General features: G+C 65.4%; 16 protein-coding genes. 12 read left to right on the top strand and 4 right to left on the bottom strand.

From position 1 onward, the window contains the following. The first annotated feature begins 5 nt into the window (after positions 1-5). On the top strand, positions 6-395 hold the full coding sequence (locus NNX38_RS05225; RefSeq protein ID WP_255797051.1) for a hypothetical protein: 390 nt from the start codon (positions 6-8) through the stop codon (positions 393-395). Continuing rightward, positions 392-1,765, top strand: coding sequence for a hypothetical protein (locus NNX38_RS05230; protein ID WP_255797052.1), 1,374 nt, complete (start codon positions 392-394; stop codon positions 1,763-1,765). Before NNX38_RS05225 ends, NNX38_RS05230 begins: the two co-directional genes overlap by 4 nt. Here the strand turns inward: NNX38_RS05230 and NNX38_RS05235 are convergent. The 4 genes from NNX38_RS05235 to NNX38_RS05250 form a co-directional block, all read right to left on the bottom strand. Beyond that, positions 1,762-2,520 (bottom strand): ABC transporter ATP-binding protein, encoded by a 759-nt coding sequence (locus NNX38_RS05235; protein WP_255797053.1) that lies wholly within the window; start codon positions 2,518-2,520, stop codon positions 1,762-1,764. The two genes, NNX38_RS05230 and NNX38_RS05235, sit on opposite strands and share 4 nt — an antisense overlap. 37 nt (positions 2,521-2,557) lie before the next feature. After that, positions 2,558-3,574, bottom strand: a complete 1,017-nt coding sequence (locus NNX38_RS05240) for an iron chelate uptake ABC transporter family permease subunit (RefSeq protein WP_255797054.1) — start codon at positions 3,572-3,574, stop codon at positions 2,558-2,560. Next, positions 3,567-4,607: an ABC transporter permease gene (locus NNX38_RS05245; protein WP_255797055.1), complete on the bottom strand. Its 1,041-nt coding sequence runs from the start codon at positions 4,605-4,607 to the stop codon at positions 3,567-3,569. Before NNX38_RS05245 ends, NNX38_RS05240 begins: the two co-directional genes overlap by 8 nt. Before the next feature lie 67 nt (positions 4,608-4,674). Beyond that, entirely contained in the window at positions 4,675-5,616 is a 942-nt protein-coding gene (locus tag NNX38_RS05250) for a siderophore ABC transporter substrate-binding protein (protein ID WP_255797056.1), read from the bottom strand. A gap of 335 nt (positions 5,617-5,951) precedes the next feature. Here NNX38_RS05250 and groES point away from each other — a divergent pair, with 335 nt between their 5' ends. The 10 genes from groES (at position 5,952) to NNX38_RS05300 (ending at position 20,351) form a co-directional block, all read left to right on the top strand. Beyond that, the gene (gene groES, locus NNX38_RS05255; RefSeq protein WP_146361179.1) at positions 5,952-6,248 is read left to right on the top strand and encodes a co-chaperone GroES; all 297 of its coding nucleotides are present in this window, start codon (positions 5,952-5,954) and stop codon (positions 6,246-6,248) included. 82 nt (positions 6,249-6,330) lie between these two features. Beyond that, on the top strand, positions 6,331-7,941 hold the full coding sequence (gene groL, locus NNX38_RS05260) for a chaperonin GroEL (protein WP_255797057.1): 1,611 nt from the start codon (positions 6,331-6,333) through the stop codon (positions 7,939-7,941). A 214-nt stretch (positions 7,942-8,155) separates the two neighbouring features. Then, positions 8,156-9,673, top strand: coding sequence for an IMP dehydrogenase (guaB, locus tag NNX38_RS05265; RefSeq protein WP_230021053.1), 1,518 nt, complete (start codon positions 8,156-8,158; stop codon positions 9,671-9,673). A gap of 203 nt (positions 9,674-9,876) precedes the next feature. Continuing rightward, positions 9,877-11,016 carry a GuaB3 family IMP dehydrogenase-related protein gene (locus NNX38_RS05270; protein WP_255797058.1) on the top strand — a complete coding sequence of 380 codons (1,140 nt, stop codon included), beginning with the start codon at positions 9,877-9,879 and terminating at the stop codon, positions 11,014-11,016. Positions 11,017-11,080: 64 nt separating this feature from the next. After that, positions 11,081-12,805, top strand: coding sequence for a glycerol-3-phosphate dehydrogenase/oxidase (locus NNX38_RS05275; protein ID WP_255797059.1), 1,725 nt, complete (start codon positions 11,081-11,083; stop codon positions 12,803-12,805). A gap of 122 nt (positions 12,806-12,927) precedes the next feature. Continuing rightward, positions 12,928-13,386: a PTS sugar transporter subunit IIA gene (locus tag NNX38_RS05280; protein ID WP_255797213.1), complete on the top strand. Its 459-nt coding sequence runs from the start codon at positions 12,928-12,930 to the stop codon at positions 13,384-13,386. Positions 13,387-13,454: 68 nt separating this feature from the next. Further along, the gene (locus tag NNX38_RS05285; protein WP_255797060.1) at positions 13,455-14,273 is read left to right on the top strand and encodes an SURF1 family protein; all 819 of its coding nucleotides are present in this window, start codon (positions 13,455-13,457) and stop codon (positions 14,271-14,273) included. Beyond that, positions 14,270-14,686 carry a DUF3817 domain-containing protein gene (locus NNX38_RS05290; RefSeq protein ID WP_227918609.1) on the top strand — a complete coding sequence of 139 codons (417 nt, stop codon included), beginning with the start codon at positions 14,270-14,272 and terminating at the stop codon, positions 14,684-14,686. The genes NNX38_RS05285 and NNX38_RS05290 overlap by 4 nt, the downstream gene beginning before the upstream one ends. 82 nt (positions 14,687-14,768) lie before the next feature. Beyond that, complete coding sequence (gene guaA / locus NNX38_RS05295; protein ID WP_255797061.1) at positions 14,769-16,358, top strand: glutamine-hydrolyzing GMP synthase; 1,590 nt, start codon at positions 14,769-14,771, stop codon at positions 16,356-16,358. A 147-nt stretch (positions 16,359-16,505) separates the two neighbouring features. After that, positions 16,506-20,351, top strand: a complete 3,846-nt coding sequence (locus NNX38_RS05300; RefSeq protein ID WP_370646370.1) for a DUF4011 domain-containing protein — start codon at positions 16,506-16,508, stop codon at positions 20,349-20,351. Positions 20,352-20,353: the final 2 nt, after the last annotated feature.

Genomic DNA, 20,353 nt, shown 5'->3' on the forward strand with positions numbered 1-20,353 from the left:
CGGCATTGGAAACAGAAACCAACTATTGGGCATTCTTTGCCATCGTTTTTCCGTTCGGGTTGCTGCTTTTTGTGGGCGGAATCCTGGTCTACCGGAAAATTTTCGTGGGAATGATTGTCCTCGACGGTTTCTTCCCCGGTAAGCCTTCCCTCGCCTCCACCTATCTGGGCGCATGGCTGATGCTGGTGTCAGCCCTGCACTTTGTGCCGGACAACGAAGCGGTGTCGGTTCCCTATACCCTCCTCATGTTTGCCTGCCAGGGTATCGGCATGCTCGGCTGGCTCTGGATGCCCAAGTTCATGCAACCGGAGTGGATGAAGGAAGTGGACCGGCTCATGGCCCGCGGGGAGGACCGGTTCACCAGAGAGTTCCTGAACGGGGAAGGGAAATCATGAGTATGGACACCGAGGGCTTCAGCTATGAGCTGCTCGATTCTTTTGGGTTGCCGCGCCCGGACGGCTGGGAGCGGATCGAGGCTCCGGGAGGCATGCTGGCTGTTGCACATCCACCTGTCCCGGCGGGAACCTTCCGACCGAATATGGTTCTGAGGTGGGCACCCGCCGCGCGGGCGTCGGTTGCCCGGTACGCGACAGCGGCTCTCGCCTCAACCCTGGAACAGTTTGAGGATGTGCGGATCGTTTCCCATGATCTCTGGGAGTCCACGGCAGACGGTACGTCTGTCACGGGCCGCCGCCAGCGGTTTGTCCATCAGGTAGGCCCTCATCCTGTCTGCGTGGACCGCTGGATCTGGCTGGCCGGCGGATACGCACTCGAGGCAACTGCCAGCTACACCGTTGACCAGCACATCGGAATGAAGCTGCTGTTCGAGCACATGGTCGCAGATATCAGAATCGACGGATCAGTACCGGAAGGCGGCCTCTACAGCGGGCAACAGCCTGAACTGGACCGCATCGCCCCGCAGGAACCTCGGCGCGACGAGTTCGCCTCCCGTTGGATGGGAGCCGACGTCGAGGACCTGGCCGGGATCTCCGGTGCGCAGCCGTACCGTGAATCCGGGGATGTATTTTCCATTGCCTCCCTCGAGCTGCTCGACACCCTCGCGGACAGGACCCGGCTGGGCCGGTTCCAGCGGAAGGACGCCGCCGCGCTGGAGCTGCAGTCGGCCGGACTGCTCACCGCTGACGGCACGCTGACCTCCGCCGGCGAGCAGTTCCTGACACCCACCCGGGGAAATGACGCAGCGTTCCTGATCGAAGCCTCGGGTGCAGCCGGGGGATCCGTGATGCAGGCGTGGATCGGAGGCGGCCTTGCGAAAGTCACCACGGCGCCGTCGCTGTTTTCTGCTTCTCTTCCGTCCGATGCGGAGCTGGGGTCCGACGAACTGTTCGTTCGCCTCACGCAGGCCAATGCCGTACCGAAGCTGATAGCGGATTGGGCGGGTCTGTCTCCGGCCTGGAGCCTCCCGCACCAGGCGCTGATCCTGCCGAAGAAGCATTATCTGGACCGGCTTGAGGACGCCCGGACCATCGCGCCCAAGGACCTGGACGAGGCCGGAACACGGATGTGGGAGCAGCCGTGGACGCAGTGGGAGGTGCTGGAGGAGCGTACAGGCGCATGGTTCGGCTGGGTGAACGCCGGATCTGCCGGTCAGTATCGGCTGACGCCGGGTCCGGGGGAAAACGTCCGCCTGGAGCCTATGCCTTCGGACGTGGTCTGGGACGTGCTGGTCCGGTTCATCCATGCCTCGGTGGAGGGGATTCCCCTGATGCTGCCGGAGCTGCCGGACTTCAGCACCAACGGCTAGGCGAAATAGACGCCGATCCGGTTTCCGTCGATCTCTTCGATCCGGATATCGATTTCGTAGATATCCTTCAACACGTCCGGCTGCATGATGGCCGCCGGCGGTCCCTGGTGGATCAGCCGGCCGTCACACATGGCAATGATGTCGTCCGAGTAGCAGGAGGCGAAGTTGATGTCGTGGATGACCAGCACCACGGTCTTCCCGAAGTCGTCTGTGAGCCGGCGCAGCAGCCGCATCATTTCCACGGAGTGCTTCATGTCCAGGTTGTTCAGCGGCTCATCCAACAGCAGGTAGTCGGTGTCCTGTGCCAGCACCATGGCGATGAACGCGCGCTGGCGCTGACCGCCGGAGAGCTCGTCCACAAACCGGTCCGCCAGTGCCGTCAGGTCCAGATAGGCCATTGCCTGCTCGATGTGGACCTTGTCTTCGGGTCCCGGCCGGCCGGCGTTGTGCGGGTAGCGGCCGAAGCCCACCAGATCCCGAACGGTCAGGCGGACGGTGAGCTGGTTGTCCTGGCGCAGGATCGCCATTTTCCGGGCGAGGTCCCGGCCGGGGGTGGAAACGACGTCGAGCCCGTCCACGGCAACTGAGCCGGAGTCCATGGGCAGCAGCCGGCTGATCATGGAGAGCAGCGTCGATTTGCCCGCACCGTTGGGTCCGATGATCGAGGTGATGCCGCCCTCCTTGATCTCGCAGCTCACCCCGTCCACGACGACGGTGGAGGAGTAGCGCTTGGTGACGCCGTTGACGGAGATCATGAAGAGGGGCCTTTCGCGCGGTGCAGGGGGAGGAGGGTCATTTCACGTTTCCCCTCAGGAGCAGGATGAGGAACACGATGCCGCCCACGAACTCAATGACGATGCTCAGCGCGGTGTCGAAGTCGAAGACCCGCTCCAGCACCAGCTGCCCGCCCACCAGGGCGATGATTCCCAGCAGCACGGCAATCGGCAGCACCGAGGCATGCCGGAACTTCGCGCACAGCTGGTAGGCCAGGGACGCAATGAGGAGCCCGAAGAAGGTCACCGGTCCGACCAGGGCCGTGGACACCGCAACGAGCACCGAGCAGATGATCAGCGTGGCGGTCACCGCCCGCTTGTGGTCCACCCCCAGGTTGACCGCGGTCTCGCGGCCCAGGGCCAGGACGTCGAAGGAGTGGCGCATCCGCCAGGCGAGAGCACTGACCAGCGCGACGGCGGCGGCGGAGTAGCCCAGCAGGGCGGCGTCGACATTGTTGAAGCTGGCAAAGAAGAGGTCCTGCAGGATGATGAACTCGCTCGGGTCGATCAGCCGCTGCAGCAGCGAGGAGAAGCCGCGGAACATGGTGCCGAAGACGATTCCCACCAGCAGCATCAGGTGCAGGGACTTCCCGCCGCCGGTGAACAGCCAGCGGTAGAGCAGGAACGAGAAGCCGACCATCAGCAGCACTTCGAGGCAGAAGCGGATCGGCGCGCCCAGCGACAGCAGGGCACCGCCGCCCAAGGCAAACACCAGGACCGTCTGGATCAGCACATAGAGGGCATCGAAGCCCATGATCGACGGCGTGAGGATCCGGTTGGCGGTGACCGTCTGGAACAGGACGGTGGAGACCCCGACGGCGTACGCCACCAGGATCATGGAGCCTACCTTCACAGCCCGGCGCGGCAGGGCATAGCCGAGGTTTCCGCGCAGCTCAATGGTCATGAACACCGCAACCAGTGCTGCGGCGACCAGGCCGAGGGCGATGATCCAGAACCCGGCGGGAACGGTCCGGACGGGCCGCCGGCGGTGCTCGGTAAGGGCTGCGGGCAGCGCGCTGGTGGATGTCTCAGGCATGGGAACCGCGCTTGCGTAGGAGGAGATACAGGAAAATGACGCTGCCAACGGCGGAGACCACTACGCCCACGGGGATTTCATACGGGTAGCGGATGGTGCGTCCGATGATGTCGCAGAGCAGGACGAAGCCCGCGCCGAAAACGGCGACCCAGGGCACCGCCCGGCGGACGTTGTCACCGATCAGCAGGGACACCAGATTGGGCACAATCAGCCCCAGGAACGGGATGGAGCCGACGCTGACCACCACCACGGCGCTGATGAGCGAGACAATGACCAGTCCGAGCGCCATGACCCGGTTGTAGTTCAGGCCGAGGTTGGTGGTGAAGTCCTGCCCCATGCCCGCGACCGTGAAACGGTCCGCCGCAAGGTAGCCGATCAGGGTAAGGGCACCGACAATCCAAAGCAGTTCGTAGCGGCCGCGCAGGACGCCGGAGAAATCGCCGATCATCCAGCTGTTCAGCGTCTGGAGGAGGTCGGTGCGGTAGGCGAAGAAAGTAGTGACGGCGGAAATCACGCCGCCGAGCATGATGCCCACAAGGGGCACGATCAGTGTGTTGCGCAGCGGGATCCGGCGCAGGATGAGCAGGAAGAGTGCGGTTCCTGCGGCGGCGAAAACCGAAGCGGTGGACATCTTCAGGAACATGGAGGCGCCCGGCAGCAGCACGGTCACCGCCAGGATTCCCAGCTGGGCCGACTCCACCGTGCCGACGGTGGAGGGTTCCACGAACTTGTTCCGGGCCATTAGCTGCATGATCAGTCCGGCCACGCTCAGGGCCATGCCCGCCAGGACAATACTGAGCGTGCGGGGCAGCTGGCTGACCCAGAACAGCATGTGCGTGGTGGGATCCCCGGACAGCAGCGAGGAGAGCGAAAGGTCGCCGACGCCGACCAAAAGGCTCACGGCCGCCAGCAGGACGACAACGCAGACCCCTAGGACCAGTGCTGCGGTGGAACGCAGAAAGCGCCGCCGTTCCAGGGGAGCGGCGGCGGACGCGGGGGCCGGCTTTTCAGCGGGCACGGCGGGGGCAGTCATATATCGGTATCCAGTTCCTCCGTGGCCCGGCACGAGCGGTGCCGGGCCACGGAGCGCAGAAGTGCGGCTAGAGAGCGTCGTGGACGGTATTAACCATGGTGTCCACGTTGTTCAGGCCGTATCCGACCAGGTACCAGCTGGCGGAATCCAGCATGGTGATGTTTTCGTTCTGTGCAGCCTTGGTGCTCTTGACCAGTTCGTTGTCGAGCACGGCGGAGGCGGCTTCGCCGGAGGTGCCGACGGCTACGTCGCGGTCAATGACGAACAGGTGGTCCGGATTGGTATCCGCGATGTAGTTGAAGGAAACGGATTCGCCGTGCTTGCCCTCGCCCTTAACCTCGGCGGCCGGCTCCAGGCCCAGGACGTCGTGGATGATGCCGAAGCGGGAGCCCGCGCCGTAGGCGGTCATTTCCCCGCCGCTGGTCATAACGATCAGGCCGTTGCCGGCGTCGGCTGCCAGTTCCTTGGTGTCCTCGACCTTGCCTTCAAGGGCACCCAGCTTCTCTTCAACCAGGTCTTCCTTCTCGAAGATCGTGCCGATGGTCTGGGTGTTTTCCTTGAAGGAGTTCCAGGAATCGGCGTTGTCGACGCTGAGGTCGATGGTGGGGGCAATCTTGCTCAATTCCTCGTAGGAATCGGCAACCCGGCCGGAAATGATGATCAGGTCCGGAGCGCCGGCGTTGATCGCTTCGAAGTCGGGCTCCTTCATGCTCCCGATCTTGGTGATCTCTTCGGCGCCGTACTGGGAGAGGCTGTCCGGGAAGTTGGCGGCAGGCACGCCGTCGACGTCAATGTCGAGGGCATCCATCGTGTCGAGGGCACCGAGGTCGAAGGTGTAGACGGTCTCCGGGTTCACCGGAACTTCGGTGCTTCCCTGGGCATGCTCAACCGTCACGGTTGAGGCCTGTGCGGACTGGACGTCGGCATCTGCTGCTTCAGTCGAGCAGGCGCTGAGGGCGAGGAGGGACACAAGGGCGGTTCCGGCCAGCAGGCGGGACTTGGTGATCATGGGGGCTCCGGTGAGACTCGATGTGCCTATCGGGGGATTAGGACACAGAAATGTTTTCTAATGGTGCGCGCAGATGAAAACTATCCCGGTTAGGACAACCTAAGCAAATCCCCTGTCTCATTCGGTTGCCTGCCATTACGGGGGAGAGGGGTGCGGACGGGGTGCGCACTGGCACTCACCTTGACCGAGTGCTAACCGTTGCATAAAGTCTGAGTTAGCACTCCGAACGTGAGGGTGCTAACTCCCGAAGGGAAAGCGCGAACCGGCACCGCGACGACGGCCAGCGCCAGACCAACGGCCCCATTCCGTTAGAAACTACGCAAAGGAGAGCCCGAGTGTCGGTCTCGATTAAGCCCCTTGAGGATCGTATTGTTGTCCGCCCCCTCGAAGCCGAGCAGACCACTGCTTCCGGCCTCGTTATCCCGGACACTGCAAAGGAAAAGCCCCAGGAGGGTGAAGTAGTTGCAGTTGGACCCGGCCGCGTTGATGACAACGGCAACCGCATCCCGGTTGACGTTGCCGAAGGCGACGTAGTCATTTACTCCAAGTACGGCGGAACCGAAGTCAAGCACGGCGGCCAGGAATACCTGGTGCTGTCCGCCCGCGACGTGCTGGCCGTCGTCGTAAAGTAGTTCCCCTGGAAAACCCCGGCCACGATTCTGGCCGGGGTTTTCTGATGTAGGTGCAGATGTAGTTGTCGGAAAGGACACACACATGGCAAAGCAGTTGGAGTTCAATGACTCCGCCCGTCGCTCGCTGGAAGCCGGCGTCGATAAGCTCGCCAATACGGTCAAGGTGACCCTCGGCCCGCGCGGCCGCAACGTCGTCCTGGCCAAGAACTGGGGTGCTCCCACCATCACCAACGACGGCGTGACGATCGCCCGTGAAGTTGAGCTGGAAGACCCCTACGAGAACCTCGGCGCACAGCTGGCCAAGGAAGTAGCCACCAAGACCAATGATGTTGCCGGCGACGGCACCACCACGGCAACCGTGCTGGCACAGGCCCTGGTCAAGGAAGGCCTGCGCAACGTTGCCGCCGGTGCCGCCCCCGGGCAGCTCAAGCGCGGCATCGAGGTGTCCGTTGACGCCGTCGCCAAGCGCCTGCTGGAGAACGCCAAGGAAGTTGAAGGCAACCAGGTTGCGCACGTTGCGGCCATCTCCGCGCAGAGCACCGAGATCGGCGAGCTGCTGGCCCAGGCCTTCGACACCGTCGGCAAGGACGGCGTGATCACGATCGAGGAGTCCTCCTCGACGCAGACCGAACTGGCCATCACCGAGGGCATGCAGTTCGACAAGGGCTACCTCTCGCCGTACTTCGTGACCGACCCGGAGCGCCAGGAAGCCGTCCTCGAAGACGCGCTGATCCTGATCAACTCCGGCAAGATCTCCTCCGTCGCCGAGTTCCTGCCGCTGCTGGAAAAGGCTCTGCAGACCTCCAAGCCGCTGTTCATCATTGCCGAAGACGTAGACGGGGAAGCCCTGTCCACCCTGGTGGTCAACAAGATCCGCGGCACCCTGAACGTCGTCGCCGTCAAGGCTCCGGGCTTCGGCGACCGCCGCAAGGCCATGATGCAGGACATCGCGACCCTCACCGGCGCCCAGGTGGTCAGCCCCGACCTCGGCCTGAAGCTGGACCAGGTTGGCCTTGAGGTGCTGGGCTCCGCCCGCCGCATCACGGTCACCAAGGACAACACCACGATTGTTGACGGCACCGGCTCAGAAGCCGACGTCGCCGACCGCGTGGCACAGATCCGTGCCGAGATCGAGCGCACCGATTCGGACTGGGACCGCGAGAAGCTGCAGGAGCGCCTCGCCAAGCTGTCCGGCGGCATCGGCGTCATCCGCGTCGGCGCAGCCACCGAGGTGGAGCTGAAGGAAAAGAAGCACCGCATCGAAGATGCTGTTTCCTCCACCCGCGCTGCCCTGGAAGAAGGCATTGTGGCCGGCGGCGGGTCCGCACTGGTCCACGCTGCCCGCGCACTGGACACCGATCCGGAGGTGACGAAGCTGGAAGGCGACGCCGCCACCGCCGTCGGCCTGGTCCGCCGTGCACTGGCACAGCCGCTGCGCTGGATCGCCGAGAATGCCGGTTCCGAAGGCATGGTCGTCGTCGCCAAGGTCGGTGAGCTGGAAGTCAACAACGGCTTCAATGCCGTCACCGGCGAGTACGAAGACCTCATTGCCGCCGGCATCATCGACCCGGTCAAGGTCACCCGCTCGGCCCTGCGCAACGCCGCCTCGATCGCTTCGCTGGTGCTCACCACCGAAGCCCTCGTGGTGGAGAAGCCGGCCGAAGAGGACAACGACCACGGTCACCAGCACTAATCAGCCCTGATCCGCGCCGTGCGTGCGGAAATCGGCCCAGGCCCCGCTCCCGGAACCAGTTTCCGGGAGCGGGGCCTTTGCTATTGGCCGTGGCATCCCTCACAGGCGGTAGATACCCTCGGGGAGGAATAGGGGCGGGCCCGCTTTCGTTTTACGATAGGTACAGGCTAAATCGGGCCTTTTCCTTCCTCTCATCCCCGAAAGAGGCGCAGCTTTGAGTCAGCAGTACCCAGAACACGATCCGTTCGGCTTCGTCGGCCTGACCTACGACGACGTCCTCCTGCTGCCCGGCCCGACGGATGTCATTCCCTCTGAAGCCGACACCAGCTCCCGGCTGTCCAAGCGCATCACCGTGCAGACACCGCTGCTCTCGGCCGCGATGGATACTGTGACCGAATCCCGCATGGCCATCGCCATGGCCCGGCAGGGCGGCCTCGGCGTGATCCACCGGAACCTTTCCATTGCGGACCAGGCGGAGCACGTTGACCGGGTCAAGCGCAGCGAATCCGGCATGATCACCAACCCGGTGACGATTTCCCCCGACGCCACCCTGCAGGAACTCGACGACCTCTGCGCGCATTTCCGCGTTTCGGGCCTGCCGGTGGTGGATGCCGAAAACACCCTGCTGGGCATTGTCACCAACCGCGACACCCGCTTCATTCCGCGTGCCGACTACCCGAGCCGCAAGGTCGAAGAGGTCATGACCCGCATGCCGCTCATCACCGGCCGGGTGGGCATCAGCGCCGCGGAAACAATGGAGCTGCTGGGCAAGAACCGGATCGAGAAGCTTCCCCTGGTGGATGACGCCGGCAAGCTGCAGGGCCTGATCACCGTCAAGGACTTCGACAAGGCCGAGCAGTACCCGCTGGCCACCAAGGATGACGAGGGCCGCCTGCGCGTCGGTGCTGCCATCGGCTTCTTCGGCGACGGCTACGAGCGGGCCATGTCCATGGTCGAGGCCGGCGTCGACATTCTCGTGGTGGACACCGCCAACGGCCACAGTGCAGGCGTGCTGGAAATGATTGCCCGCCTCAAGAAGGACCCGGCAGCTGCGCACGTGGACATCATCGGCGGCCAGGCAGCCACCCGCGAAGGCGCCCAGGCCCTGATCGACGCCGGCGCCGACGCCATCAAGGTAGGCGTGGGGCCGGGTTCCATCTGCACCACCCGCGTGGTTGCCGGTGTGGGCGTCCCGCAGATCACCGCCATCTACGAAGCCTCCAAGGCAGCCATCCCGGCGGGCGTCCCGCTGATCGCCGACGGCGGCCTGCAGTACTCGGGCGACATCGGCAAGGCAATCGTGGCCGGGGCCGACACCGTAATGCTTGGCGGCCTGCTGGCCGGCTCCGCGGAAAGCCCGGGCGACCTGGTCTTCGTCAACGGCAAGCAGTTCAAGTCCTACCGCGGCATGGGCTCGCTCGGGGCCATGCAGTCCCGGGGCAAGAACACGTCCTACTCGAAGGACCGGTACTTCCAGGCCGACGTCCCCAGCGACGAGAAGCTGATTCCGGAAGGCATTGAAGGCCAGGTGCCCTACCGCGGACCGCTTTCCGCCGTGGCCCACCAGCTGGTCGGCGGCCTGCGCCAGACCATGTTCTACACGGGTGCACGCACCATTGAAGAGCTGAAGGCCAAGGGTAAGTTCGTCCGGATCACCCCGGCCGGGCTGAAGGAATCCCACCCGCACGACATCATGATGACGGCTGAAGCGCCGAACTACGGACGCCGCTAACCCGGCTTAGCCGCCGAAGGGCAGCCCCTGCGTACTGCGCAGCGGGGCTGCCCTTCGGGGTTTAAGGACCCTGCGTTTTCGGCATTGAAAGTACAGCTGACGGGTCTATGCGGCGGCGGCAGGCCCGTTATCTGTACTTTCGGCGGCCGTCCGGTAGCGGGGACTTTCGGGCCGACGCCGCGCACTGGGATAACCTAGGGAACGTGAGTAACGAGATAGAAATTGGCCGTGGCAAGCATGGGCGCAGAGCCTACTCCCTGGATGACGTAGCGATTGTGCCCTCGCGGCGCACCCGCGACCCCCAGGATGTGTCCATCAACTGGCAGATCGATGCCTACCAGTTCGAGATGCCGGTCATCGGCGCCCCGATGGACTCGGTGATGTCTCCGGCGTCTGCCATTGCCCTGGGCAGGCTCGGCGGACTCGGTGTGCTGAACCTCGAGGGGCTGTGGACCCGGTACGAGAATCCGGAACCGCTGCTGGACGAAATCGCGGCCCTCGGCAGCGACAATTTCAATCCTGCAGCCACCCGCCGCCTGCAGGAAATCTACAACGCACCGATCCAGGCCGAACTGATCAGCTCCCGCCTGGCCGAAATGCGCGACGCCGGCGTGACGGTTGCCGGTTCGCTCACCCCGCAGCGCACCCAGGAGTTCTACAAGACCGTCCTCGCCGCCGGCGTCGACGTCTTCGTCATCCGCGGCACCACCGTTTCGGCCGAGCACGTGTCCAAGACCGTGGAACCGCTGAACCTGAAGCAGTTCATCTACGAACTCGATGTTCCGGTGATCGTCGGCGGGGCCGCCGGCTACACCCCGGCCCTGCACCTGATGCGCACCGGCGCGGCCGGCGTGCTCGTAGGGTTCGGCGGCGGCGCGACCACTACCACCCGCCGTGCGCTTGGCATCCACGCCCCCATGGCCACCGCCATCTCCGACATCGCCGAGGCCCGCCGGGACTACATGGACGAGTCCGGCGGACGCTACGTGCACGTAATCGCCGACGGCGGCATGGGTACCAGCGGCGACATCATCAAGGCCTTCGCCATGGGTGCCGACGCCGTGATGCTCGGTTCCGCGCTGGCCCGTGCCGAAGAGGCGCCCGGCCAGGGCTGGCACTGGGGACAGGAAGCACACCACAGCGAGCTGCCGCGCGGCGACAGGGTCCGGCTGGACACCGTGGGACCGCTGAAGGAGGTCCTTTGGGGGCCGTCCCACCACGCCAACGGCACCTCCAACCTCATGGGTGCGCTGCGCCGGGCAATGGCCACCACCGGCTACTCGGACCTGAAGGCGTTCCAGCGCATTGAAGTGCTGGTGTCGCCCTACCAGTACAACCTGTAAATACCGGCGCCCAGCCCATAGAGTGGACGCAGCTACGGCAGGACCCTAGAGAGGAACCTGGACCATGACTGCAGACGCCCTGAGCCCCGAGTACCGCATAGATGCCATGGATAAGCTCCGGGCGACCACCGCCCCGGGCAATGAGCTGGACATCCTGATCGTCGGCGGCGGCGTAGTCGGGGCGGGCGCGGCGCTGGACGCGGTGACGCGCGGGTTGAAGGTCGGCATGGTGGAGGCCCGGGACTGGGCGTCGGGAACGTCGTCGCGTTCCTCCAAGCTGATCCACGGCGGCCTGCGCTACCTGGAGATGCTCGATTTCGCGTTGGTCCAGGAAGCACTGAAGGAACGCGGGCTGCTGCTGCAGCGGATTGCTCCGCACCTGGTGAAGCCCGTGGCGTTCCTGTATCCGCTGACGAAGCGGTTCGTCGAGCGGCCGTATGTGGGCGCCGGCATTTTCCTGTACGACACCATGGGCATGACGTCGGGAAACTCCCGCGGGGTGCCCAGGCAGAAGCACCTGACCCGGAGCCAGACACTGCGGATGGCCCCGAGCCTGAAGGATGACGCCATGGTGGGTGCCATCCGGTACTACGACGGCCAGGTGGATGACGCCCGGTACGTGGCCAACATGGTCCGCACAGCAGCGCATTACGGTGCCGCAGTGGTGAACCGGCTCGCCGTCGTCGACTTCCTGCGCGAGGGCGAACGCGTGGTCGGGGCCCGCGTCCGCGAACAGGAAACCGGCAACGAGTTCGACATCGCCGCAAGCCAGGTGGTCAATGCCACGGGCGTGTGGACCGATGAAACCCAGGCCATGGTGACCGACCGCGGGCAGCTGAAGGTCCGCGCCTCCAAGGGCGTCCACCTCGTGGTTCCCAAGGACCGGATCCAGTCCACGGTCGGCATGATCCTGCGGACGGAAAAATCCGTACTCTTCGTGATCCCGTGGGGGCGGCACTGGATCATCGGCACCACCGACACCGACTGGAACCTGGACAAGGCCCACCCGGCGGCCACCTCGGCGGACATCGACTACATTCTCGAGCATGTGAACCTGGTGCTGAAGACGCCGCTGACCCGCGAGGACGTTGAGGGTGTCTATGCGGGACTGCGGCCGCTGCTCGCCGGGGAAAACGATTCCACTGCCAAACTTTCGCGCGAACACGTGGTGGCCCACCCGGTACCGGGACTCGTGGTGGTTGCGGGCGGCAAATGGACCACTTACCGGGTGATGGCCAAGGATGCCGTGGATGAGGCGGCCCGGGCGCTGGATGAGAAGGTTCCCGAGAGCTGCACCTCCACCATTCCCCTCCTGGGCGCCGTGGGCTACAAGGCGGCATGGAACCGCCGGCACCGCACCGCGGACGAGTACGGGGTGCACGTGGTGCGGGTGGAGCATCTGCTCAACCGTTACGGCTCCATGAGCGAGGACCTGCTCGAGATCATCAAGGCGGACCCGTCCCTCGCGGAACCGCTGCCCGGCGCCGACGACTACCTGCGCGCGGAAGTCGTGTACGCCACCACCCATGAAGGCGCCCGGCACGTCGAGGACGTCCTCGCCCGGCGGACCCGCATCTCGATTGAAACCTTTGACCGGGGCGTCTCGGCCGCACCGGTGGTGGCCGAACTGATGGCGCCGCTGCTGGGCTGGGACCTCGAACGCGTGGAAAGCGAAGTTGCCCACTACCTTGCTCGGGTCGACGCCGAACGCCGCAGCCAGGAACAACCGGATGACAAGAGTGCCGACGCCGCCCGCCTGGCGGCCGAGGACATAGCACCGCGCATCTAGTGCGGCAGCACGGACCAACGGAAATGCAGAAAAGCCCCTTGAACGAACACCTGTCACCGAACGCTGAACACCCCTGGGAACCACCGCGGAATGAAGAACTCACCCTTAACGAAGCCGGGGCGGTGCTGACCGAACCCGGGCTGGTGATCCTCGGTATGGAGGCGGCAGACAGATACGATGCCGCCGCGCAGCTGGCCGAGCGGTTGTACCGTTCCGGCAGGATCAGCAATCTCGAGGGGTTCCTCGAACAGGTCAGCGCCAGGGAGCACCAAATGGCCACCGGCCTGCCGGGCGGGATCGGTCTCCCGCACGCCCGCAGCCAATACGTTCGCGAAACCTCCATCGCAGTAGGCATCACCCGCTACGGCCACAGCGTCGATTTCGGAGCAGCCGACGGGCCGGCGACAGTGGTCCTGCTCATTGCCACGCCGGCGGCCTCCTTCTCCCAGCACCTGGAAGTCCTTGCCACCCTGGCCCGGTCCCTGTTCCGGCCCTCCTTCCGTGATTCCCTGCGCCGGGCCAATGACGCAGAGGTCATCGCCGAGCTGATCAATTCGTCCCTGGTCTTTTTCGACCACTGAGTTTTGACCACTGAGCGGCCGCACACCGGCATTGGGTTTTCTACAGCTTGACGAAGTACCGTTAACGAGTGCTCAAAACTGCCCTGCAGCCGCGTTGGATCGCCGGCCTGCTTTTTGCCCTGGTCATCTCGACGGTCTTTGTGCTGTTGAGCCAATGGCAGTTTTCCAGTGCCGAATCGGAGGAGTCCGGCGAGCCCCGCGCCACCGAGGACGTCCGGCCGCTGACCGAGGCCTTCACCCCGGGTAAGCCGATGTACGAAACCGAAGCGGACCAGATGGTGTCCTTCACGGGGTCCTTCGATCCGGACCGGTCCGTCCTCGTGAAGGAGCGGCTCCAGGACGGCGACATGGGCTACTGGGCGGTTACTGCCTTCAACGTCGACGGCGCACCCGCGGGCGAATTCATCCCGGTGGTCCGCGGCTGGGTCTCCGACCCGGAAGACGTCACGGAGCCACCGGCCGGCGAGGCCGCCGTCGTCGGGCGCCTGCTGCCTTCCGAGGCACCGCTGCCCGCGACCCCCGAGGACGGACGGGTTACCGCGCTTTCCACCGCCGAACTGATCAACCTCTGGGACGCGCCCGCCTACTCGGCGTTCGTCACGGCTACGGAAATCACCGTCGACGGCGCCCCGGTCGACGCAGGCAGCATGGAAACCGTGGACGTGAGTGCCCAGCCAGAGGAAACCCCGGTCAACTGGCTCAACATTTTCTACGCACTGGAGTGGATCGTCTTCGCCGGCTTCTCCGTCTTCCTGTGGTGGCGCCTGGTAGCCGACGAGCACAACCGCAGCCTCGAGGACGACGAATATGAGGACGAGTACGACGACGAGTCCACCGACGCAACCGAACCCGACAACGACCATCCCAGCAACGAGGTAACCAAGTGAGCGAATCCGCAAGCACCGCCAAGGCACCCAGGAAAAAGAAGCGCCGGTTCGGCGGTACCCACGCCCAGATTCGTTCGGCCCTGAAGTTCTACAAGGTCTTTTCCTATGTGACCGGTGTGCTGCTGCTCGCCCTCGTCGTGGAGATGATCGCCAAGTACGGCTTCGACACGGAGATCATCGTCGGCAGCGTCAACCTCTCCATCGGCGTGCTCATCCTGCACGGCTGGATGTACGTGGTCTACCTGCTCTCTGACTTCCGGCTGTGGCAGCTGATGCGCTGGCCGTTCTCCAAGTTCATCCTGATTGCGCTCGGCGGCGTTGTGCCGTTCCTCTCCTTTGTGGTCGAGGGACGGATCCACAAACAGGTCCTGGCGGAGCTCGAAGCGCATCCTGAAGCGGCCAAGCGCTACTAGGGGAGAGGTCCGCCGGCTGCGCGCCGCCGGCGGACCCTGGCCCGGTGTGCATGGCCGGGGGCGGGCCGACTATCCTTGAAACGTGACTAATCCCGCGACAGACCCCATTGAAGAGCGGCCCGTCCTCGTTGTGGACTACGGAGCGCAGTACGCCCAGCTGATTGCCCGCCGGGTGCGCGAAGCCGATGTCTACTCCGAGGTGGTTCCCCACACCTACAGCACCGAGCAGCTGCTCGCGAAGAACCCAGCTGCCATTATTCTCTCCGGCGGACCCTCCAGCGTGTACGCCGAAGGCGCCCCCAAGGTTGATGCAGAGCTGTTCGAATCCGGTGTTCCGGTCTTCGGCATCTGCTACGGCTTCCAGGCGATGGCGGCGGCCATGGGCGGCAAGGTCGCCAAGACGGGGCTGCGCGAGTACGGTTCCACCGACGCACGCGTCGTCGGCGGCGCCCGGTCCATCCTGGAAGGCACCCCGGACGAGCAGAACACCTGGATGAGCCACGGCGACAGCGTGCAGGAAGCACCCGAGGGCTTCGACGTCCTGGCCAGCACCGCCGGCGCACCCGTCGCTGCCTTCGCCAACGAGGCAAAAGGCCTTTACGGCGTGCAGTGGCACCCCGAGGTCAAGCATTCCGCGCACGGCCAGGCCGTCCTGGAAAACTTCCTCTTCAAGGGCGCCAAGCTCGAACGCAGCTGGACCACCGGCAACATCGTCGAAGAGCAGGTTGCACGCATCCGTGCCCAGGTAGGCAACGCCCGCGTGATCTGCGGCCTGTCCGGCGGCGTCGACTCCGCCGTGGCTGCCGCCCTGGTGCAGCGGGCCGTGGGGGACCAGCTGACCTGCGTCTTCGTTGACCACGGGCTCCTCCGCGAAGGCGAAGCAGAGCAGGTTGAACGCGATTTCGTGGCAGCCACCGGCGTCAACCTCTACGTCGCCAACGAGCAGGAACGCTTCCTGAGCGCCCTGGCCGGGGTCTCCGATCCCGAGACCAAGCGCAAGATCATCGGCCGCGAGTTCATCCGCGCCTTCGAAGAAGCCGAGCGGGCCATCATGGCCAAGGCCGAAGCCGAGGGCGAGCCGATCCGCTTCCTGGTGCAGGGCACCCTGTACCCGGACGTCGTCGAGTCCGGCGGCGGTGAAGGCGCAGCCAACATCAAGAGCCACCACAACGTGGGCGGCCTGCCGGAGGACATGAAGTTCGAACTGGTGGAACCCCTGCGGGCGCTCTTCAAGGACGAGGTCCGTGCGGTCGGCGCCGAGCTCGGCCTGCCGGCCGAGATCGTCGGCCGCCAGCCCTTCCCCGGCCCCGGGCTGGGCATCCGCATCGTCGGCGAAGTTACCCACGAGCGGCTGGAACTGCTGCGCCGCGCGGACGCCATCGCCCGCGCCGAACTGACCAGTGCAGGCCTCGACGACGAAGTGTGGCAGATGCCGGTAGTGCTCCTGGCCGATGTCCGCAGCGTCGGCGTCCAGGGCGACGGCCGTACCTACGGACACCCCATCGTGCTGCGTCCGGTCTCGAGCGAAGACGCGATGACAGCTGATTGGTCACGGCTTCCGTACGATTTGCTGGCCCGGATTTCGAACCGCATCACCAACGAGGTGGACGGAATCAACCGCGTGGTGCTGGACGTAACCAGCAAGCCGCCGGGAACAATCGAGTGGGAATAGCGTAAAGGGGACCGAGGACGGCCGTTTCGGCCGTCCTCGGTTTTGTCCCCCGCGTTGCTATGTTCGGGAAACCTTCCCCGACGCGATAGTTTTGAAGGTATGCCAATTTGGTCGAGAACGCGCGGAAGTGCAGAAAAGAGGGCACTAGTGTCTGAGCAGAATACCGGGGAGAATCCCTCGGACTTCCTGCTGCCGTGGCTGGGACAATTGGGACAGCACGCCGGAACGGACACACTGCTCCATTTCACGCCGTCCGCCGCCAACAGCATCGACCTGACGCACGCGCACCCGTCCGGCCTGGCCCAGCTGCTCGCCGGCCGGCGTACCCGCCTGTCGACCCTGCTGCGGGACCCGGACCAGTACGGCGCCGCCATGAAGGCCGGGCGCCTGCTGCGCGCAAAGATCTACGAGCTGGGCACCGACCGCGGCATCGACGTCGGCTATATGGCCGCGGGTACCGCATCCTGGCGCTACGCCTCCGATGAAGCGCTGCGCCCGGAGTCCCTGACGGCTCCCGTGCTGCTCACGCCCGTTGCGCTGACGGTCCACGCCTCACAGGATGACTATGAGCTGCAGCTGACCGAAAAGGCGGCGCTGAACCCCGCTTTGGTCCGCCACCTGCAGCATGAGCAGGGCCTGGACATCGACGTCGACGCGCTCACCCGCCTCGCCTACGGCACCGCCCGCTTTGATCCCCACCCCGTGCTGGAAAAGCTCCGCGCCGTCACCGGCAGCGTCCGTGGAATCAACATTGAACACCGGCTGCTGGTTTCCACCTTCGCCGACCTGTCCGACCTGTCCGAGGATCCGGCGCTGGACCCGGCGCATCCGATCCTCCGCGCACTGATCGACGCTGCCCGGGACGGGTCTGCCAATCCGGCCATCCCCGAGCCGCTGGACCTGCCGGCACTGGACGAGCGGGATCCCGCGGATGAACTGCTCATCCTCGACGCCGACCGTCAGCAGCAGGAAGTCCTGGACCTGATCAACGCGGGCCAGTCGCTGGTAGTCTCCGCTCCGGCCGGTACGGGCCAGACCCAGACGGCGCTCAACGCGGTTGCCGCGCTGGCCAACGCCGGCAAGTCCGTCCTGGTAGTGGCGGAACGTCGCAGCACCCTGAACCAGTTCGTCTCCGAGCTGGACGCGATGCAACTGGGCTCCCTGGTCCTGCAGGCCAACGCCGGCCTCACGCAGCAGCAGTTGAAGGACCAGCTGGTCCGCGCCATCGTGCGCAACGAAAAGGCGCAGGCCCCCGAACTGGACAGCCTGCACAAGGTCCTGCTCGAAAACCGCCACCAGCTCCGCGACCATGTGAAGTCGCTGCACAACGTCCGCCGCCGCTGGGGGTGCTCGCCCTACCAGGCCATGCAGTCCCTGGCCGAGCTGACCTCCATGAACCCGGCGCCGGCCACCACGGTCCGGCTCAAGCGGAGCGTCCTGGACAGCATCACCGACCGCACCGAACTCTCCGGCCGCCTGCGCCGGGCCGCCGAACTCGGCAGCTTCAGCCGGGCAGCAACCACCAGCCCGTGGTACGGAGCCAAGCTGCTCAACCGCAAGGAAACGGAAGAAGCCTACGCGCTGACCCAGACCCTTGCGGCGGACCTGCCTGCGCTGCGCGCCAAGGTCCAGGACGTGGCCGAGCACTCCGAAATCCGCCTCGGCGAAACATTCGCCCAGTGGGGTGAACAGCTGGAACTGCTGGTGGCCGTGCGGGAAAGCCTGGACAAGTTCACCCCGGACATTTTCGACCGCCCGGTGACTGACCTGATCTCGGCAACCGCGTCTTCTTCCTGGCGGCGGGAGCGCGGCATCGATATGAGTTCCATGACCCGTTCCCGCCTGCGGCGCGTGGCCAAGGAATACGTCCGGCCCGGTGTGCATATTTCCGACCTGCACGCCTCCCTGGCCGAGGTCCAGCAGCAGCGTGCCGTCTGGACCCGTTACGCCACCACCCAGCGTCACCCCTCGGTGCCCACCGGCCTGGCCGAGATCAACCGTTCCTACCTGCTGGTCAAGCGCCAGCTGGATACCCTGACCGGCATCCTGGCCGAGACGCCGCTCCACCCCGACCTGGCATCCCTGCAGCTCGATGAACTCGAGAAGCAGCTCAGCCAGCTGGCGGGGGACCGGGAAACCCTCGAAACGCTGCCCGAACGGACCCTGCTGCTCGACGAGATGCGGGCCCAGGGCCTGGGTGAACTGCTGGATGACCTGAGCGCACGCGAGGTCCAGCCCCGCCACGTGGGCTACGAGCTGGAACTGGCATGGTGGCAGTCCGCCCTCGAAGCCATGATCAGCGGCGACGATTACCTTGCCATGTCCGACGGCAACAGCCTGCGCCGCCTGGAAGCGGAGTACCGGCTGGCGGACAACGCCCACATTGCCTCGGGTGCAGCCCGGCTGCGCTGGAGCCTGGCTTCGCGCTGGCGCTCAGGCGTTCAGGCCGCGAAGGGTGCTGCGGAAGACCTGCGCGAGCTGCTTAAGGACGGCGAGTTGTCCTTGGAGAGCCTGAGCCTGCAGTCCGAGGAACTCGTGTCCTCGCTGCTGCCGGTGTGGGCTGCGAGCCCCCTGGTGCTGCCGATGGTACTGCCCGAACACCGCCGCTTCGACACCGTGGTCCTCCTCGATGCCGAGTCCACCAGCCTGCAGTCCGCAGTCCCGGCGCTGGCCCGTGCCTCGCAGGTTGTTGCCTTCGGTGACAGCTGCCTGGGCGGACCGCGACCGTTCACCATCGGTGTTGAACCGGCCGGTTCAGCACAGCAGCATGTTGAGCTGCTCAGCGCCTTCGAGGCGCTTGAACGCGTCCTGCCTACACGCTGCCTGTCCACCGTTTACCGCGGCACCGACAAGGCACTGCTGCGCCAGCTCAGCGAGTCCTTCTACGGCGGGCGCCTTTCCATGGTCCCGAGTGCAGACGAGGTCACCACCGGCCACCGCGCACTCTCCGTGGAGTACCTGCCGGACGGAACCGGTATGCCCAGCGCAGACCATGAGGGCGTGGAAAGTGTCGCAGCTGAGGTCAACCGCGTGGTTGACCTGGTCTTCGAACACATCCGCCGCCGCCCGCACCAGTCCCTCGGCGTCATCACCGCCAGCCCGCGCCACGCCGTGCGGGTAGCCGAGGCCATTCGCGTCCAGATGGCCAACTTCCCCTGGGCCGCGGACTTCTTCACGGCGAAGTCCGAGTCCTTCCGGGTAGTGCCGGTGGACCGTGCCGTGGGCATGGTCCGGGACTGCGTGATCTTCTCCCTCGGGTTCGGGCGCACCCCGCACGGGCGTGCCCTGCATAACTTCGGCCCGTTGTCGGCACCGGACGGACGCAAGAAATTCGTTACGGCCATGACCCGGGCACGTTACAAGCAGCATGTGCTGACCTGCTTCCAGCCGGCAGACCTGGACCGCACTCGCCTGGGCTACGGCGCCCTTGACTTCTACGAGCTCATCAAGCGGGAGCTCGATCCGGAAGCCGCCAGGGAGGAAATCCCCGCTGCCGGAGGCATCATGGAGGAGGATCCGCTGGTCGCGGATCTGGTGGGCCGCCTGCGGGAACGCGGCGCCAAGGTCTGGGACCACTACGACGGTGCGATCGACATTGTCGCTGCGGCTCCCCACTCGGCCGGTCCGACCGGCACGCCGGCCCCGCTGGCCATCGAGTCCGACGGCACCGAACGGTACCGTGCCATGTCCGTCCGTGAACGCAGCCGGCTCCGGCCGCAGCTGCTTGAGCGGCGTGGCTGGCGCTATATGCCGCTGTGGACCATCGAGGTGTTCAGCGACCCGTCCGCCTGCGCCGACCTCGTGAGCCGCTTCCTCGAGCTGCCGGATCCTCCTGTGGGGCAGAAGCCCGTTCCCCGCAGCACGGATACCGCAGAGACGGAAACGGATGAGGCTGCCGGCCCGGCTCCGCGGGTAACCGTGACTCCGCACGGAAGCAGCCGGATGCGCGAACGGAGGTCGGGATCCGTCCCGGACGACGCAGCAGGAGAGTGAGC

It is taken from the genome of Arthrobacter sp. zg-Y238, assembly GCF_024385525.1.
Taxonomy (GTDB): Bacteria; Actinomycetota; Actinomycetes; order Actinomycetales; family Micrococcaceae; genus Arthrobacter_B; species Arthrobacter_B jinronghuae.

Bases quoted from the DNA above. Each gene is read 5' to 3' on its own strand.
- NNX38_RS05230 (WP_255797052.1), top strand. From the start codon at position 392: ATGAGTATGGACACCGAGGGCTTCAGCTATGAGCTGCTCGATTCTTTT.
- NNX38_RS05235 (WP_255797053.1), bottom strand. From the start codon at position 2,520: ATGATCTCCGTCAACGGCGTCACCAAGCGCTACTCCTCCACCGTCGTC.
- NNX38_RS05240 (WP_255797054.1), bottom strand. From the start codon at position 3,574: ATGCCTGAGACATCCACCAGCGCGCTGCCCGCAGCCCTTACCGAGCAC.
- NNX38_RS05245 (WP_255797055.1), bottom strand. From the start codon at position 4,607: ATGACTGCCCCCGCCGTGCCCGCTGAAAAGCCGGCCCCCGCGTCCGCC.
- NNX38_RS05250 (WP_255797056.1), bottom strand. From the start codon at position 5,616: ATGATCACCAAGTCCCGCCTGCTGGCCGGAACCGCCCTTGTGTCCCTC.
- groL (WP_255797057.1), top strand. From the start codon at position 6,331: ATGGCAAAGCAGTTGGAGTTCAATGACTCCGCCCGTCGCTCGCTGGAA.
- NNX38_RS05275 (WP_255797059.1), top strand. From the start codon at position 11,081: ATGACTGCAGACGCCCTGAGCCCCGAGTACCGCATAGATGCCATGGAT.